At 60.6% G+C, this 17,693-nt stretch carries 10 protein-coding genes and 1 pseudogene; 3 read left to right on the forward strand and 8 right to left on the reverse strand.

Annotated features, from left to right (window positions below):
• Window positions 1-4 precede the first annotated feature (4 nt).
• The 5 genes and pseudogenes from selO to LVW35_RS29050 all read right to left on the reverse strand — a co-directional run.
• On the reverse strand, window positions 5-1,468 hold the full coding sequence (gene selO / locus LVW35_RS02150) for a protein adenylyltransferase SelO (protein ID WP_233893489.1): 1,464 nt from the start codon (window positions 1,466-1,468) through the stop codon (window positions 5-7).
• 48 nt (window positions 1,469-1,516) lie between these two features.
• A complete protein-coding gene (gene mscK, locus LVW35_RS02155) occupies window positions 1,517-4,900 on the reverse strand; it encodes a mechanosensitive channel MscK (protein ID WP_233893490.1) in 3,384 nt (1,127 codons plus the stop codon).
• 50 nt (window positions 4,901-4,950) lie between these two features.
• Entirely contained in the window at window positions 4,951-6,693 is a 1,743-nt protein-coding gene (locus LVW35_RS02160; protein WP_016977199.1) for a potassium/proton antiporter, read from the reverse strand.
• A gap of 232 nt (window positions 6,694-6,925) precedes the next feature.
• A complete protein-coding gene (locus tag LVW35_RS29045; RefSeq protein ID WP_370694346.1) occupies window positions 6,926-7,798 on the reverse strand; it encodes a methyl-accepting chemotaxis protein in 873 nt (290 codons plus the stop codon).
• Window positions 7,799-7,828: 30 nt separating this feature from the next.
• Window positions 7,829-8,551: pseudogene (locus LVW35_RS29050) on the reverse strand (MCP four helix bundle domain-containing protein); the annotation flags it as partial.
• A gap of 277 nt (window positions 8,552-8,828) precedes the next feature.
• Between LVW35_RS29050 and LVW35_RS02170 the strand changes: the two are divergent.
• A complete protein-coding gene (locus tag LVW35_RS02170) occupies window positions 8,829-9,059 on the forward strand; it encodes a hypothetical protein (RefSeq protein WP_016977201.1) in 231 nt (76 codons plus the stop codon).
• On the forward strand, window positions 9,056-9,349 hold the full coding sequence (locus LVW35_RS02175) for a cell division protein ZapA (RefSeq protein WP_233893492.1): 294 nt from the start codon (window positions 9,056-9,058) through the stop codon (window positions 9,347-9,349). The genes LVW35_RS02170 and LVW35_RS02175 overlap by 4 nt, the downstream gene beginning before the upstream one ends.
• Here the strand turns inward: LVW35_RS02175 and LVW35_RS02180 are convergent.
• The 3 genes from LVW35_RS02180 to putA form a co-directional block, all read right to left on the reverse strand.
• Window positions 9,346-11,148 carry an acyl-CoA dehydrogenase gene (locus LVW35_RS02180; RefSeq protein WP_233893493.1) on the reverse strand — a complete coding sequence of 601 codons (1,803 nt, stop codon included), beginning with the start codon at window positions 11,146-11,148 and terminating at the stop codon, window positions 9,346-9,348. The genes LVW35_RS02175 and LVW35_RS02180 overlap by 4 nt on opposite strands.
• 131 nt (window positions 11,149-11,279) lie before the next feature.
• Window positions 11,280-11,492 carry a hypothetical protein gene (locus LVW35_RS02185; protein ID WP_233893495.1) on the reverse strand — a complete coding sequence of 71 codons (213 nt, stop codon included), beginning with the start codon at window positions 11,490-11,492 and terminating at the stop codon, window positions 11,280-11,282.
• A 170-nt stretch (window positions 11,493-11,662) separates the two neighbouring features.
• Entirely contained in the window at window positions 11,663-15,616 is a 3,954-nt protein-coding gene (putA, locus tag LVW35_RS02190) for a trifunctional transcriptional regulator/proline dehydrogenase/L-glutamate gamma-semialdehyde dehydrogenase (RefSeq protein ID WP_233893497.1), read from the reverse strand.
• 460 nt (window positions 15,617-16,076) lie between these two features.
• On the opposite strand from putA, the gene putP reads away from it, so the two are divergent.
• Complete coding sequence (putP, locus tag LVW35_RS02195; RefSeq protein ID WP_233893499.1) at window positions 16,077-17,561, forward strand: sodium/proline symporter PutP; 1,485 nt, start codon at window positions 16,077-16,079, stop codon at window positions 17,559-17,561.
• The last annotated feature ends 132 nt before the right edge of the window (window positions 17,562-17,693 follow it).

The following is a 17,693-nucleotide window of genomic DNA, read 5'->3' on the forward strand; positions in this document are numbered from 1 at the left end:
GTTTTTACGAGGAACAACTAATCTCCAAATGCTTCCCCCAATCCGGCGGCCGCTGTGCGTATTGCTCCATCCCCGCTTGCTCCTCAAACGGCCTGGAAAGCACTTCATGCAGCCGTCGTACCTCGCTGTAATCCCCGGACTCGGCGGCAGCGATGGCATTCTGCGCAAGATAGTTGCGCAATATATACAGCGGGTTCACCGCATGCATCCGCGCACGGCGCTGTTCCTCGCTGTAGTCACCATCCCGTACAACACGCGCCTTGTACTGCTCGGCCCAGGCATCAAACCCGGCCAGGTCGACAAAGTCATCGCGCAACCGCGCTACGGCCAACGCCGCCGACTCATCCCCCAGGCGGCGGAAGAACAGGGTGTAATCCACGCCGCTGTTCTGCATCAGCTTCAATAAACGCTCCACCAACTGCTGGTCATCGTCTTCGGCGGTGGTGAGTCCCAGGCGGCGGCGCATCAGGTCCAGATAGTTCGCCTGATACAGCGGCAGGTACAGCCCAAGGGCTTCTTTCAAGGCGTCGACGCTGATAAACGGCGTCAGTGCTTGCGCCAATGCACTCAAGTTCCACTGCCCAATCGGCACCTGATTGCTGAAGGAATAGCGCCCTTCATGGTCCGAGTGGTTGCAGATGAAGTGCGCGTCAAAGTCATCCAAAAACGCAAACGGCCCGAAGTCGAAAGTGATGCCGAGGATCGACATGTTGTCGGTGTTCATCACGCCATGGCAGAAGCCATAAGCCTGCCACTTGGCGATCAATTCGGCGTTGCGCTCGACGATTTCGCGGAACATCGCCAGGTACGGCTCGGGTTGTTCGCGGCACTCGGGGTAGTGCAGGTTCAGTACATGCTCGGCCAACAGCGCCTGCTGCTCGGGCTTCTTGGTGTAGTAGAAATATTCGAAATGGCCGAAGCGGATATGGCTGTGCGCCATGCGCAATACCATCGCGCCACGCTCCTGTTTCTCACGCCACACGGGGGTGTCGGAGCCGATCACGCACAGTGCGCGGCTGCTGGGGATGCCCAGCGCGTGCAGGGCTTCGGAGGCCAGAAACTCACGGATCGACGAGCGCAACACGGCACGCCCATCGCCCATGCGTGAGTAAGGTGTCATCCCGGCGCCCTTGAGGTGCAGGTCCCAGTGCTCGCCGGCTTCGTTGTACACCTCACCCAGTAACAACCCACGGCCGTCACCCAGCTGCGGGGTGTAGCCGCCGAACTGATGCCCGGAATAGACCATCGCCCGCGGTTCTGCCTCGGCCCACAGCTTGTGGCCGCTAAACAGCTCGGCAAATACCGGCGTTTCGGCCACGGCGGGGTCAAGATCGAGCAGGGCCATGGCGGCCTCGCTCGCCACGACCAGGCGCGGTGCGTCGAGGGGCTCAGGCAGTACGTGGGTCGAGAACGCGTCGCCCAGGCGTGCGAAGCGGTTATCGAAGGTCAGTTCGTCGAGGGCTTTCACCGGCCATCTCCAGCAGAATGTCCGAGCATTCTGCTGGGGATAGCGCGGTTAGTCGAGTTTGCTCGGCGGCGGTTGCGGCGCGTCGTCGACTTTGCCGGGCGGCGGCTCGGGGGCATCTTGCTCTGTGGCGGGTGCGGCGATGGTCTTGCGGTCATCCTCAACCGGCACCAGTTTGTATTCCTGGCCGTGCATGTTCTTCAGGTACACCTCCATCTGCCGGAACGAGATGTTGATGTGCTGCTTTTTGAACTCACGGTTGATGTAGCGGTTGACCTCGTCCAGCACCGGGTTACGGTCACCCAGGTCGCGCACGTGCATGCGCAGTTCGTGGTCGAGGGTGCTTTCGCCGAAATTGAGGAAGTACACGTGGGGTTCTGGTTCTTTCAGGACCCGTGGGTTTTCCCTGGCGGCCTTGAGTAACAGTTCCTTCACCAGGTCCAGATCCGAGCCGTAGTCCACGCCGAGTTTGAGGGTGACGCGGGTGATGGTGTCGGTCAGCGACCAGTTGATCAGTTGCCCGGTGATGAAGGTCTTGTTCGGGACAATGATGTCCTTGCGGTCAAAGTCGGTGATCGTGGTGGCGCGGATGCGGATCTTGCTCACCGTGCCCGACAGGTTGCCGATGGTGATGGTGTCGCCGATGCGCACCGGGCGTTCGAACAGGATCATGATGCCGGAGATAAAGTTGGCGAAGATTTCCTGCATCCCGAAGCCCAACCCCACCGACAGCGCCGCCACCAGCCATTGCAACTTGTCCCAGCTGACGCCGAGGGTGGACAGGGTGGAGACGAAGCCGACGCCGGCAATCACATACGACAGCAACGTAGTGGTCGCATAGGCGCTGCCTTGGGCCAGGTCCAACTTGGACAGCACCAGCACTTCAAGCAGGCCGGGCAGGTTGCGCGCCAAGGCGAAGGTGATGCCGATGATGATCAATGCACCGAGCAAGTCGCCGATGCTAATGGGCACCATGCTGATATTGGCGCCTGTGCCGCTGGTGTATTCGTAGAGAGTGACGTTGTCCAGGTAAGAGAACACCGAGATCAGGTCCGACCATACCCAGTACAGCGCCGCGATAAAGCCCCCGAGCAGGGCCAGACGGATCAGTCGCAAGGACTGTTCGTTGACCTTTTCGATGTCCAGGGTTGGCTCTTCGATCACCGCTTCGCCTTCGCCGGCTTCTTTGGCGGCCTGGCGTTTGGCCAGGGCCCGGGCGTAGGCCAGGCGTCGTGCGGCGACACTCAGCCAGCGAACGAAGGTGGCTTCGATCACCAGCCAGAACATCAGCAGATACAGGGTGTTGATCAGTCGGTCACTCAGTTTGAGCGCGGTGTAGTAGTAGCCGAAACACACCGCAATAAACAACGCGATGGGCAGCGCGGTAAACAACAGGCCCACGGCCTTGCGGAACAGCGAGGCTTTTTCGTGAGTCGGGCTGTTGAGCAACAGGCGGCCGAGCAGCCAGGCCATCAGCGCGTAGCAGGTGAGCACCACGCCGATGCCCAGCACGTCGTCGGCCAGCGCCGCCGGTTGGTGCTCGGCGATGGCCACCACGGCCACCAGGGCCAGTACCACCAGCCCGAGCTTGCGCACCCAGCCTTGCAGGAATTCGACCTGGGGTTTTTCCCAGCGAAAGTGCAGTTCCGCCACGCCACCGGGCGCCAGGATGCGATAAGCGGTATAGAACACCAGCCAGGCCTGGGCGATCTGCAACAGGGCCGAACCGAGGTTGGCGTTTTGCCCACGGGCGTCGATCTGCAGCGCGTAGCCGCACAACGCCAAGCCCAGGGACACCGGCATTGCCAGCAGGATATTGATCAGGATGGCCTGCGGCGTGTGCCACTGACTGTCACGCTTGAAGTGGCCGATGTCCAGATGCACCTTGTTCAGGCGCTGGTACAGGTTTTTACGACGCCACAGCAATGCGCCGATCAACAGCAGCAGGGGCAGGAACAGCAGCGGGCGCTGGGTCAGACCGTCATACAGTTCGCTGACGCTGGAAGCCCAGGGCAGGGTGGCGACTTGCTTGCTCAGGTGCGCTGGTACGGTTTCCAGCCATTCGGTGTCCAGCGGCTTGTTGCTGGGGATCCAGAACATCTGCTCATCCAGCGTCGCGCGCAGGGTGGTGGCGGTACTGAGCAGTTGTTTCTGGTTCAGTTGCAGGGTAATGGATTCATTGAGCAGCGCGCTCAGCTCACGGCTCAGGCGCTCCAGCAAGTCGCTGCGGGTGATCGCCAATTCGAGCAAGGTGCGGCGCAACTGCGGGGTGACATCCTCCGGCGCCTGATTCGCCAGCAAGTTATCCACATAGGCGCTGGGCGAACTGATCAGTTCGCGCTGCTGGTTGACCTCGAACTGGTACAGGCGAATGTTGGCGATGTCGTCCGCCAGATCGCGGTCTACGGTCAGGCGCGGCAGGGCCTGCTTTTGTTTGTAGAGGATCTTGGACAGCAACAGGCTGCCCTTGAGCACGTTGATCTGCTCGTCCAGGGCCGAATCGCTCTGGGTCACGGTGTCCAGTTGCTGTTTGGTTTTCAGGTTCTTCTGGGTCAGGTCGTTGAGGCGGTCGGTGCTTTTGAGCAGGTAGTCGGACAGCTTCAGGTTGGCCGCGCTCTCGGTGGCGAGCAGGCTGCTGCTGCCGGCCTTTTGCGCTTCGATGGACTGCTGGGTCACAGTCTGCTGGGACTGAGCCAGGCGCTTCTGGTTGATCAGGGTTTGCAGGTCCTGGATCTCTTGCTCCAGGCGTGCGGTTTTTTCCTGGATCAGGTCGTGCTGGCTGTTGCCCAGGTCTTGCAGTTGGCTATTGCCCGCCAGCTCCTGGCGGCGCAGCGGGATCAATGCGTTGAGGGCGGCCAGTTCGGCGTTGAGCTGGTTGCGCTGGTCGCCGGTGAGGGCCTTGCCGTTGTCCTTGCCGGTCTTGAGGATCGAATTGATCTGCAGGATGCGCGTCTGGCTGCTGCTGATTTCGGTCTGGGCGCGTTCGGGGCGGGTCTGGGCGGCGATGGACAGGCTGTTGGCATCGGCCAGTTCTTTTTGCAGGTCGCCTTGCTGGGTGCTGCGCTGCACCAGCAGTTGTTCCAGCTGCGGCACTGGCAAGGTGGCGTAGCGCTGGGCGACCGGGATGATTTTGGTGGCTTTGAGCCGGGTCAGTTCGCGCTGGTTGTCGGCGGTCTGGCGCGGTGCGTCTTCCAGCTGGCGTTTGAGGTCGACCAGGCGCTGCTCGTAATCCTGCTTGTTGCCCAGGTACGTCAGGGTCTGCTGCAGGACGGTCTGCAGCGCCTTCATGTCGGCGTCGGGCAGTTTGCGGTCGGGCAGCTTGTCCAGGGTTTGCTGGATGGCGTCGGCGCTGGGCGGGTCGGCCGCGTGAACGGTGCCGACACAAAGGGTCAGGCCCAGCAGGGCAGTGGCGATGAACGTGCGCAGGGTAGGCATAGAGACCGGTCTTGCAAGGTGAAGAATCGGGGGCGTCGTCGCCCCGCAGTTTAGAGGAAGAGTCCGGGGCCCGGGCGACTTCCTTCGGGGAATCTGACGCCCACTTTGCCGATCTTGTTCCCGTCCATGACCGCGACGGTCCAGATGGTGTTGTTCCATTCCACCTGGTCGCCGACGATGGGGGCGCCGCCGACTTTCTGGGTGATGAAACTGCTCAGCGGCATGTCCGGGTCGATGCCTTCCAGCTTCAGGCCGTACAGCGCGGATACCGCGCCCAGCTGGGCGTCGCCTTCCAACACGAAGTCGCCGAAGAAACGCAGGTCCAGACCCCGTTGCGGCGCCTGGCTGAACAGCTTGCCCAAGGCCGGAAGGTTGTGTTCATGGCCGATCACACAGAGCAAATCGCCGACTTCCAACACCGTACTACCCGACGGATGGAGCAGTTGCTGGCCCCGGAACAGCGCGGCAATCCGCGTGCCTTCGGGCATTTTCAGTTCACGCAGGGCAGCGCCGATGCACCATTTCTCTGCGCCCAGGCGGTAGACGAACAGTTCCCACTCGCTGGTGACGTGCACTTCCAGCGCGGCACGGGAAATCGGCGCCGGGTCCGGCGGTACGGTGACTTTGAGCAGCTTGGCCACCCACGGCAGGCTCGTGCCCTGCACCAGCAGCGACACTAGCACGATGAAGAACGCCAGGTTGAAGTACAACTGCGCATGGGGCAGCCCGGCCATCAGTGGGAACACCGCCAGAATGATCGGCACCGCGCCGCGCAAACCTACCCAGGCGATAAAGGCCTTTTCGCGTCCGTGGAACGCTTTGAACGGCAGCAGGCCGACCATCACCGACAATGGTCGCGCAAACAGGATCATCCACAGCGCCAGGCCCAGGGCTGGCAGTGCAATCGGCAGCAAATCATGAGGTGTGACCAGCAGGCCCAGCACCAGGAACATGCCGATCTGCGCGAGCCAGGCCATGCCGTCGAGCATATGCAAAATGCCATGACGGCTGCGCACCGGGCGGTTGCCGATCACCAGGCCGCACAGGTACACGGCGAGGAAGCCGCTGCCGTGCAGGGCGTTGGTCACGGCGAACACGAACAGGCCGCCGGCGATCACCAGGATCGGGTACAGACCGGTGGCCAGGTTGATGCGGTTGACCATTTGCAGCATCAGCCAGCCGCCGCCCAGGCCGACCACGCCGCCGATACCGAACTCGCGCACCAAGTGGGTCAACAGGCTCCAGTGCAGGCCGGTCTGGCCGCTGGCGAGCATGTCGATCAAGGTGACAGTGAGGAACACCGCCATCGGGTCGTTGCTGCCGGATTCGATTTCCAGGCTGGCGGTGACCCGCTCGTTGAGCCCTTTGCCGCCGAGCAACGAGAACACCGCCGCGGCGTCCGTGGAACCAACGATGGCGCCAATCAACAAGCCTTGGATGATGTTGAGGTCAAACAGCCAGGCTGCGGCCATGCCAGTGAGGCCGGTGGTAATCAACACCCCCACCGTGGCCAGCGACAACGCCGGCCAGAGCGCCACGCGGAAACTGGCCACCCGGGTGCGCAAACCGCCATCGAGCAGGATCACGGCCAGAGCGAGGTTGCCCACCAGGTAAGCGGTTGGGTAGTTATCGAAGATGATGCCGCCGCCATCGACGCCGGCGACCATGCCCACGGCCAGGATAATTACCAGGATCGGGATGCCCAGGCGCGACGAAAGAGAACTCACCAGAATGCTCGCACTCACCAGCAACGCGCCGATCAAGAACAGGCTGTTGATGGTCGTCGCATTCAAAGGCAGTACTCCATGAGCAAACAAGACGGGGCGCAAACTGACCATGCAGTCTACGTGCCAGCGATTCTAACCTGTTGAATTGCGGTGCTGTCAAAAAGCTTTTTCTGATTCATCCAGATCCAATGTGAGAGCGGGCTTGCTCGCGAATGCGGCACATCAGCTAAAGATATGCTGACTGAACCACTGCATTCGCGAGCAAGCCCGCTCCCACATTTTGACTGAGGCGTGTCAGTTAGAGGCGGAAGCGCCCGACCATCCCATTCAAATCCACCGCCAGGCGCGACAGCTCACTGCTCGCGGCACTGGTCTGGCTGGCGCCAGTCGCCGATTGCACCGACAGATCGCGGATATTCACCAGGTTACGGTCCACTTCCCGTGCCACCTGGGCCTGCTCTTCCGCCGCGCTGGCGATCACCAGGTTGCGTTCGTTGATTTCGACAATCGCCGTATTGATGGTATCCAGCGACATCCCCGCGCCTTTGGCGATGTTCAGCGTCGATTCCGCGCGTTCAGTGCTGTTACGCATTGAATCCACCGCATGTTCAGTGCCGGCCTGGATACTGCCGATCATCCGCTCGATTTCGCTGGTCGACTGCTGGGTGCGATGAGCGAGGGCCCGCACTTCATCGGCCACCACCGCAAAGCCGCGACCGGCTTCACCGGCACGCGCCGCTTCAATCGCGGCGTTCAGGGCCAGCAGGTTGGTCTGGTCAGCCAGGCCGCGAATCACGTCCAGCACTTTACCGATGTCGCGCGACTCATTGGCCAGGTCACCAATCAGGGTGGCCGTGGCCTGCACGTCGCCGCTCATGCGTTCGATGGCGCTGACGGTTTCCTGTACCAAGTCACGGCCATCACCGGCGGAAGTGGTGGCGTTGCGCGAAGCTTCGGAGGTGCTGACCGCGTTGCGGGCGACTTCTTCGACCGCACTGGTCATCTCATTCACCGCCGTGGCGGCTTGTTCGATTTCGTTGTTTTGCTGGGTCAGGCCACGGGCGCTTTCGTCGGTGACGGCGTTCAGTTCCTCGGCAGCAGACGCCAGCTGCGTCGCGGACCCGGCGATGCGTTGCAGGGTGTCACGCAGTTTGTCCTGCATCTTGGCCATGGCGGCCAGCAGGCGCCCGGCTTCGTCGTTGCCGTCGACCTTGATTGGCCGCGTCAGGTTGCCGTCGGCCACTTCTTCGGCCGCCTCCAATGCCTGGGAAATGGGCAGGGTGATGCTGCGGGTCAGCAGCCAGGCGAACAGCAGGGTCAGCAGGGTGGCGATCACCAGAAGGCTCACCACCATGTTGAAGGCCATGTTGTATTGGTCTTCGGCGTCCTGATTGGTGGCCAGGGCCATCTTGTTGTTGATGTCCAGCAGGCGCGTGAGCACGGCGTTGACCTGCTCGGAGTTGCTCAGCAGTTCGGTGTTGAGCAGGGTACGCAATTCTTCCACTTGATTGGCGCGAGACAGGCTCTTCATGCGCTCTTCAATCTGGTGGTACTGGCCGAGCAGGCGCACGTATTCATCGTAGGTCGAGCGCTCTTCGCTGCTCTCGATCAGTTTTTCGTAGATGCCCTGGGCCGTACGAATCTGCTGATTACGCACTTCAAACGCTTCCAGGGTTTTTTGCTGAACCTCCGGCTCACGGTTGGTCAGCAGGCGATACGACAGTACGCGCAGGCGCAGGGTCAGCTGGGTAAATTCATCGAGTGCACGAATGCTCGGCACGCTGGACAGGGTGATGTCTTCGGTGGCGCCACGGATTTTGCTCATCTGGTTCAGGGCAAACACACCGAGAAACAACATCAGCGCACCAATAAACGCGAAGCCGAGGAAGGCCCTCGGAGCGATATTCATATTACGAAGCGACATGCGGGAATCCTGGAGGAGAGCGCGATCCGTGCGGCCATGAGATGGGGTGTCCCTTTTTATCGGTCGTACGACTAAAGTCTAAAGGGGCGTGTGCGGTTTTGTCGCATCTGACGAGGGGTTGGGCCGATTCAGGAACCAGATCCGGTAAATGCAGTCACTAAGGCTCGAAAGTGCGGCCCGGCCCTTAAAAATCGGGCTGCGCGCCGGGGATAACCCTGGCATCCGAGGTGAATTTTCTTTATCGTCACCGCCCTTTGAAAAAGCCAGAGAAATCAAAATGTTAGAAGCATCCCTCAGCCAATTGGAACAACTGGTCAGCGACCTGGTACAGCAGAACCAGGATCTGCTGGGCACCAACGAATCCCTCAAGGCCGAACTGGCCCGCGCCAAGGATGAGAACGACAGTCTGCAACTGAACCTGATGGAACAGGAAGAAAAGCACGGCGCCACCGCCGCGCGTATCCAGGCGCTGGTTGAGCGTGTGAGCGCAGGGCCTGTCGGCGCATGAGTGAAGGGATAAAGGTCGTTTCGATTCTCGGAGAGGATTACTCGATCAAGGCCCCGGCCGGGGAAGATAAAACCCTGATGCACGCTGTGACCATGCTCAAGGCCTCACTGGCCACCACCAAGAAAAAGTACCCGACCCTGATTGGGGACAAGTTGCTGGTGCTGGCCGCGCTGAACCTGTGCGCCGAGCAGATCGAAATGCAGCAGGCGCACCAGCAGGAACTCGACCGTTACCAAGAGCAAGTCAGCGCCACGGTCGATGTGATTGCCAAGGCGATCGGAACGCCTTAGAACCACTCATCTTGCATGCCGAGGCACGTGTCATCGCGGGCCTCCAAGATTGCCAGTTCATGATGGCAGCTCGGTACTTCCCAGGTCAGGAAGTACCGGGCGGCCTGGAGCTTGCCTTTATAGAAGGCCACGTCCGCCGTATTGCCCTTGGCCAAGCCTTCTTCGGCGCGAATCGCCTGTTCCAGCCAGCGCCAGCCAATCACCGTATGCCCGAACACTTTCAGGTACAGCGCCGAGTTCGCCAGGCTGCTGTTGACCTTGCCGTGGGCGAGATCCGTCAGCAGGCCGATGGTAACGGTTTGCAGGCGGTTGACCAGCTGTTCCAGTGGTTCCCTTAACGCGGTGAGGCTAAGGTATTGCTGCGCACGGGCGCCGGTTTCAGCAATCAGCCTGATGAGTTGCTTCAGGCCCGCGCCGCCGTTCTGTGCCAGCTTGCGCCCGAGCAGATCCAGGGACTGAATGCCGTGAGTGCCTTCATGGATCGGGTTCAGACGGTTGTCACGGTAGTACTGCTCCACCGGGTATTCGCGGGTGTAGCCATGGCCGCCGAGGATCTGGATCGCCAGTTCGTTGGCCTTGAGGCAGAACTCCGACGGCCAGGATTTGACGATGGGGGTGAGCAGGTCCAGCAGTTCGTGGGCTTGCTTGCGCTCGGTTTCGCTGGCCAGGGTGGTGGTGTCGTCGAACAGGCGCGCGGCGTAGAGGCCGAGGTCGAAGGCGCCTTCCACGTAGGATTTTTGGGTGAGCAGCATTCGCTTGATATCCGCGTGCTGAATGATCGAGACCGGTGCGGTAGTGGGATCTTTACTATCGGGCAGGCGACCTTGCGGGCGTTCGCGGGCGTACTCCAGGGAGTAGAGGTAGCCGGCGTAACCCAGCATTACCGCACCCATGCCAACGCCAATACGCGCCTCGTTCATCATCTGGAACATGCAGCTCAAACCCTGGTGCGGCTTGCCCACCAGATAGCCGACGCAATGCCCGTTATCGCCAAAGTTCAGCGCGGTGGACGTGGTGCCGCGCCAGCCCATCTTGTGGAACAGTCCCGCCAGCAACACATCGTTGCGCTCGCCCAGGCTGCCGTCGTCGTTCACCAGGAACTTAGGCACGATAAACAGCGAAATGCCCTTCACCCCAGGCGGCGCGTCCGGCAGCTTGGCCAGCACCATGTGCACGATGTTTTCCGACAGCGGGTGATCGCCGCCGGAAATGAAGATCTTGTTGCCCTTGAGTCGATAGGTGCCGTCAGCGGCAGGCTCTGCGCGGGTACGAATATCCGACAGTGACGAACCGGCGTGGGGTTCGGTGAGGGCCATGGTGCCGAAGAAACGACCGTCGATCATTGGCTGCAGGAAGCGTTGTTTCTGATCGTCGGAGCCGAAGCTTTCGATCAGGTTGGCGGCGCCCATGGTCAGGAACGGGTAGGAGGTAGAGGCGGCGTTCGCCGACTGGAAGTGCGCGAAACAGGCTTGTGACAGCAGGGTCGGCAGCTGCATGCCTCCCGCTTCGAAACTGCGCGCCGCGTTGAGGAAGCCGGCTTCGAGAAACGCGTCCACCGCCGGTTTTACCTCCGGAATCAGTATCGCCTTGCCATCTTCGTAACGCGGTTCGTTCTCGTCGTTCTTGCGGTTGTGGGGCGCGAAGTATTTTTCCGCAATACTGCGTGCGGTACTGATGGCCGCATCGAAGGTTTCGCGATTGTGCTCGGCAAACCGCTCACGCTGGGTCAGGCCCTCGGCATCGAGGACTTCGTACAGCTCGAAAGCCAGATTGCGGGAACTGAGCAGCGTCTCGGACATGGCGGCTTACCTTTGGAGGAATTGGCCTGAGTCTAAGTGCGCGAATAGAAGCTGGATAGCAAGATTGATTTGGGTGATGGGGAGGTAATAAGGAGCCATGAAAATTCGTGTCTGGCTCCTTCTGGGTGGCGCTAGAGCGCCTGGAGGCCAAGCTCGATTAAGACGTCACCAGCGGCGGTGTGCGTCCATTTCTTTGAGATGATTAAAGCCGGCTCGGCTACTGGACTGGCGCTTTGATATACCTCACCTACCTTAGCGTTCAGATAGTACTGCTCTTGGGTAGCCACATTGGGTGATGTCTGGAATGTGACCTTTGGTGTGCTTTGGTTGCTTTGAGTAGTCATGGTCTTTCTCCTGTGATGAAGGGGCCTGAAAACAGCTGAACATCAATCCAGGTGTAGGAAACGTACTCTTCCCGTTGGTCGCAGGGTAGCTGTTAGATCTAACAGGTCGGTGGGGACGTAGGAGATAAACAAATCGGGCACCCGTTGCGGGTGCCCGATCGTATTGCGATTTAGCCGATAGTCATCAAGCTCGCATTACCACCCGCTGCTGCAGTGTTAACACTCAACGCCCGCTCAATCACCAAACGCTCCAGCGCAATCGCCGTCTCGCCTTGGGACAAACCATGCACCCCGACAATCGCCCCGCCACGTTGCGCCACTTGCTGGCACACCGCACGCAGTTGATCGGAATCACCATGGTGCAGAACCGCATCGAACACCACCTCGTCCTTGGTCCAGTCAGCCACGCGCTTGATCTTCGCCTGAATTTCCTTCGGCAGGCGTGGGAGCAAGGCCTTAGTCAGCTCGGTTTCCGGCCATACCGCCGAACCGCCGACGGCCAATACGGCTGCCAATTGAGTCAACAGGTCGCCCTCTACTTCCGCCAGGCACAACACATGCTCGCGAGGCAGGATGGCGTAGCTGTTGCGCTCGCCGGTCGGGCCAGCCAGTTGACGGGTGATACCGCTTTGTGACTGTGCGGCGAACCGGCTGCACAGGGCGCTCAGGTCGCTGAACTTGTTGCTGTCGGCCCAGGCTTTCAGGGCCGTCAGCGGTTGGCTCATGGCGTCGCGCAGGCGCACGTCCGGTGCGGCCAGTGCGTCGCCGCGTACGAAGGATTGTTCGATGGCATCCGTAGGACGCGTCGACAGCAGGCGGTAAAGGTACAGCGGGCCACCGGCTTTCGGGCCGGTACCCGACAGGCCTTCGCCGCCGAACGGTTGCACGCCGACCACAGCACCCACGATGTTGCGGTTCACATAGACGTTACCGGCATTGACGTTGTCGATCACCTTGGCGATGGTTTCGTCGATACGGGTGTGTACGCCTAGAGTCAGGCCGTAGCCGGAGGCGTTGATCTGGCCGATGAGCGAGTCGATCTCTTTGCGCTTGTAGCGCACCACGTGCAGCACCGGGCCGAAGATCTCGCGTTGCAGTTCGTCGAAGCTTTCCAGTTCGATCAGGGTTGGCATCACGAAGGTGCCACGCTTGATCTCTTCGCCATCGGCAATCGCGACCTGGTACACGTTGCGGCCCTTGTCGCGCATGGCCTGGATGTGTTTCTCGATACCGGCCTTGGCTTCGGCATCGATTACCGGGCCGATGTCGACGGACAGGCGCTCAGGGTTGCCCAGACGGCATTCCGCCATGGCGCCCTTGAGCATTTCGATGACGCGGTCTGCCGAATCTTCCTGCAGGCACAGTACACGCAGGGCCGAGCAGCGTTGGCCGGCACTGTCGAAGGCCGAGGACACTACGTCGATGACCACTTGTTCGGTCAGCGCCGAGGAGTCGACGATCATCGCGTTCTGGCCACCGGTTTCGGCGATCAGCGGGATCGGACGGCCCTGGGCATCCAGGCGGCCGGCGACATTGCGTTGCAGTAGGCGCGCCACTTCGGTGGAGCCGGTGAACATCACGCCTTTGACGCGATCATCACCCACCAGGCGCGCACCGACGGTTTCGCCCTGGCCCGGCAGCAGTTGCAGCACGCCTTCCGGAATGCCAGCTTCCAGCAGGATGCGCACGGCTTGCGCGGCGACCAGCGGGGTTTGTTCGGCCGGCTTGGCCAATACCGGGTTACCGGCGGCCAGTGCGGCAGCGACTTGACCGCTGAAGATCGCCAGCGGGAAGTTCCACGGGCTGATGCAGACGACCGGGCCCAATGGGCGGTGGGCGTCATTGGTGAAGTCATTGCGCGCCTGCACCGCGTAGTAGCGCAGGAAGTCCACGGCTTCACGCACTTCGGCGATGGCGTTGGCGAAGGTCTTGCCGGCTTCGCGGGCCAGCAGGCCCATCAGCGGCTGGATCTCGCCTTCCATCAGGTCGGCGGCTCGCTCCAGGATCGCGGCGCGTTCGGCGGGCGGGGTGGCCTGCCAGATCGGGCCGGCGCTGATGGCGCATTGAATGGCGTTATCGACGTCTTCGACGGTAGCTTCTTGCACATGGCCGACCACATCACGCAGGTCGGACGGGTTCAGCACCGGCACTGCCGTTTGCTCACTGGAGACGCAACCGAGCATCGGCGCGGCTTTCCAGTTGTTGTGAGCGGTGGCCAGCAAGGCGCAGGACAGCGACGCCAAGCGGTGTTCGTTGGCCAGGTCGATACCGGCCGAGTTGGCGCGGTCGCTGCCGTACAGGTCACGCGGCAATGGAATGCGTGGGTGCGGCAGACCAAAACCGCCTTCCAGCGTGGCCATTTGCTCGATGCTGGCCACTGGATCGGCCACCAGTTCCTGAATGGAGATGGACTGGTCGGCGATGCGGTTGACGAACGAGGTGTTCGCGCCGTTTTCCAGCAGGCGACGTACCAGGTAAGCCAGCAGCGTTTCGTGGGTGCCGACCGGTGCGTACACGCGGCATGGACGGTTCAGCTTGCCATCGGAAACCTTACCTACAACTTGCTCGTACAGTGGTTCACCCATGCCGTGCAGGCATTGGAACTCGTACTGGCCAGGGTAATAGTTCTGACCGGCAATATGGTAGATGGCCGACAGCGTGTGGGCGTTGTGCGTTGCGAACTGCGGGTAAATGACTTCCGGTACCGACAGCAGTTTGCGTGCGCAGGCAATGTAGGAAACGTCGGTGTACACCTTGCGGGTGTAGACCGGATAGCCTTCCAGGCCTTCGACCTGGGCGCGTTTGATCTCGCTGTCCCAGTACGCGCCTTTCACCAGGCGGATCATCAGGCGATGGCGGCTGCGGCGCGCCAGGTCGATGACGTAGTCGATCACATACGGGCAACGCTTCTGGTAAGCCTGGATCACGAAACCGATGCCGTTCCAGCCGGTCAGTTGCGGCTCGAAGCACAGGCGCTCGAGCAGATCCAGCGACAGCTCCAGGCGGTCGGCTTCTTCGGCGTCGATGTTCAGGCCAATGTCGTATTGCTTGGCCAGCAGGGTCAGGGACAGCAGGCGCGGATACAGCTCGTCCATCACGCGCTCGTATTGCGCGCGGCTATAGCGCGGGTGCAAGGCCGACAGCTTGATAGAAATGCCCGGGCCTTCATAAATCCCACGGCCGTGGGACGCTTTGCCGATCGAATGGATGGCTTGTTCATACGAGGCCAGGTACTTCTGCGCGTCGTGTTCAGTCAGCGCGGCTTCACCCAGCATGTCGTAGGAGTAGCGGAAGCCCTTGGCTTCGAACTTGCTCGCGTTGGCCAGGGCCTCGGCAATGGTTTCGCCGGTGACGAACTGCTCGCCCATCAGGCGCATGGCCATGTCGACGCCCTTGCGGATCATCGGCTCGCCGCTCTTGCCGATGATGCGGCTCAGGGACGAGGTGAGGCCCGCTTCATTGTGGGTGGCGACCAGTTTGCCGGTCAGCAGCAGGCCCCAGGTCGCGGCATTGACGAACAGCGACGGGCTGTTGCCCAGGTGCGGCTGCCAGTTGCCGGTACTGATCTTGTCGCGGATCAGGGCGTCGCGGGTGCCCTTGTCCGGGATACGCAACAGCGCTTCGGCCAGGCACATCAGCGCCACGCCTTCCTGGGACGACAGAGAGAATTCCTGCAGCAGGCCCTGAACAATACCGGCACGGCCGCCAGCACTCTTCTGGTTACGCAGTTTTTCAGCGATCGAGGCGGCCAGCTTATTGGTGGCTTCGGCCATCGGGGCCGGCAGGCGAGCCTGTTCGATCAGCATCGGCACCACTTCCGGCTCAGGGCGGCGGTAAGCGGCGGTGATCGAGGCGCGTAATACGGATTGCGGCAGGATGCTCTCGGCGAACTCGAGGAAGCACTGGTGGACGTGGTCGGTCTGGACCTCGCCTGCATCGTCGGCGTCTTTGCTGCTCGAACCATTGAGTTCGGTCAGGGTTGCACCACCCTCCAGCTTCTCCAGGTAATTGAAAATCGCCTGCTTGATCAACCAGTGCGGCGTGCGATCAATGGAGCTCGCGGCAGCCTTCAGGCGCTCGCGGGTCGGGTCGTCGAGTTTGACCCCAAGGGTGGTCGTAGCCATTTTCTTATCCTCATGGGTGCCACTACCGAGTGGCATCAGCTGGCGGCAAGATTAGCTTTGCGCATGCGGAGGTGCAACCGGGTGCAACCCTTTTTATTCAGGAAATTTTTGATCGTGATCGGGAAAAAATACACTGCCGATGAATTACGCTCCGCCTTGGTGCGTTTGCTTCTGAAATCGGTTGTTCTTGCTCCGAAAAGGAGCAAAAACAGGGTGTTCCCCGCAAAACACATCCAGGTGCAACTTATTCTCACGAAACTGGTTGCACCTTATTTGCTTTGTTGAATAGCATTCGCGCCCAAGGTGCAACCACTCCGACGGGTCGGTTCATCGGCTGACGGCTTTCCTGGGGAAACGTCAGTCATAAATGCGCGGCACGCAGTTACGTCTACCTACTTTTAGATAGGTGGCCGTCTGACAGACCGCTGCTACATAAAAACAAAGCCAGGGCGTCACTCATATGAGCGTTAGCAATCCAACCCTGATCACGTTCGTGATCTACATCGCAGCAATGGTGCTGATCGGCTTCATGGCCTATCGCTCCACCAACAACCTTTCCGATTACATCCTGGGCGGTCGCAGCCTCGGTAGCGTGGTGACTGCCTTGTCGGCCGGCGCTTCCGATATGAGCGGCTGGTTGTTGATGGGCCTGCCGGGCGCGATCTACATGTCTGGCTTGTCCGAAAGCTGGATCGCCATTGGCCTGATCGTCGGCGCTTACCTCAACTGGCTGTTCGTCGCCGGTCGCCTGCGGGTCCAGACCGAGCACAACGGTGACGCCCTGACCTTGCCGGATTACTTCTCCAGCCGTTTCGAAGATAAAAGCGGCCTGCTGCGGATCATCTCTGCCGTGGTGATCCTGGTGTTCTTCACCATTTACTGCGCTTCCGGCATCGTGGCCGGTGCCCGCCTGTTTGAAAGCACCTTTGGCATGTCCTACGAAACCGCCCTGTGGGCCGGTGCTGCAGCGACCATCGCCTACACCTTCGTCGGTGGTTTCCTGGCCGTGAGCTGGACCGATACCGTACAAGCCACGCTGATGATTTTCGCGCTGATCCTCACACCGATCATCGTGCTGCTGGCCACCGGTGGCGTCGACACCACGTTCCTGGCCATCGAAGCCAAGAACCCTGACAACTTCAACATGCTGAAAAACACCACCTTCATCGGTATCATCTCGCTGATGGGCTGGGGCCTGGGTTACTTCGGCCAGCCGCACATCCTGGCGCGTTTCATGGCGGCGGATTCGGTGAAGTCGATTGCCAAGGCACGTCGCATCTCCATGACCTGGATGATCCTGTGCCTGGGTGGCACCGTGGCAGTGGGCTTCTTCGGTATTGCCTACTTCTCGGCGCATCCGGAAGTTGCAGGTCCCGTAACTGAAAACCACGAACGCGTATTTATTGAGCTGGCCAAGTTGCTGTTCAATCCATGGATTGCCGGTGTACTGCTGTCGGCCATCCTGGCGGCCGTGATGAGTACCTTGAGCTGCCAACTGCTGGTGTGCTCCAGCGCCTTGACCGAAGACTTCTACAAGACCTTCCTGCGCAAAAACGCTTCCCAGGTTGAGCTGGTATGGGTCGGTCGCCTGATGGTGCTGCTGGTTGCACTGATTGCCATCGCCATGGCCGCCAACCCGGAAAACCGCGTGCTTGGCCTGGTGAGCTATGCCTGGGCCGGCTTCGGTGCCGCATTCGGTCCCGTGGTGCTGATCTCGGTGATCTGGAAAGGCATGACCCGCAATGGCGCACTGGCCGGCATCCTGGTCGGCGCAATCACCGTGATTGTGTGGAAGCAGTTCGAATTGCTGGGTCTGTACGAAATCATCCCAGGCTTTATCTTCGCCAGTTTGGCGATCTACTTCGTGAGCAAAATGGGCGCACCGACTGCGGGTATGGTTGAGCGCTTTGATGCTGCGGAAAAAGACTACAACCTCAACAAGTAATTCGTCGGGCACTTAGTGCCCTGCGAACTGAAAAAAAAGGCCCGCGTCCTACGGATGACGGGCCTTTTTTTGCGTTTGAATTACGCTGATCGGAAGAAGATTCAGACGTGTCAGTGTAGGGATTTACTGATT

This window comes from Pseudomonas sp. HN11, assembly GCF_021390155.1.
Taxonomy (GTDB): Bacteria; Pseudomonadota; Gammaproteobacteria; order Pseudomonadales; family Pseudomonadaceae; genus Aquipseudomonas.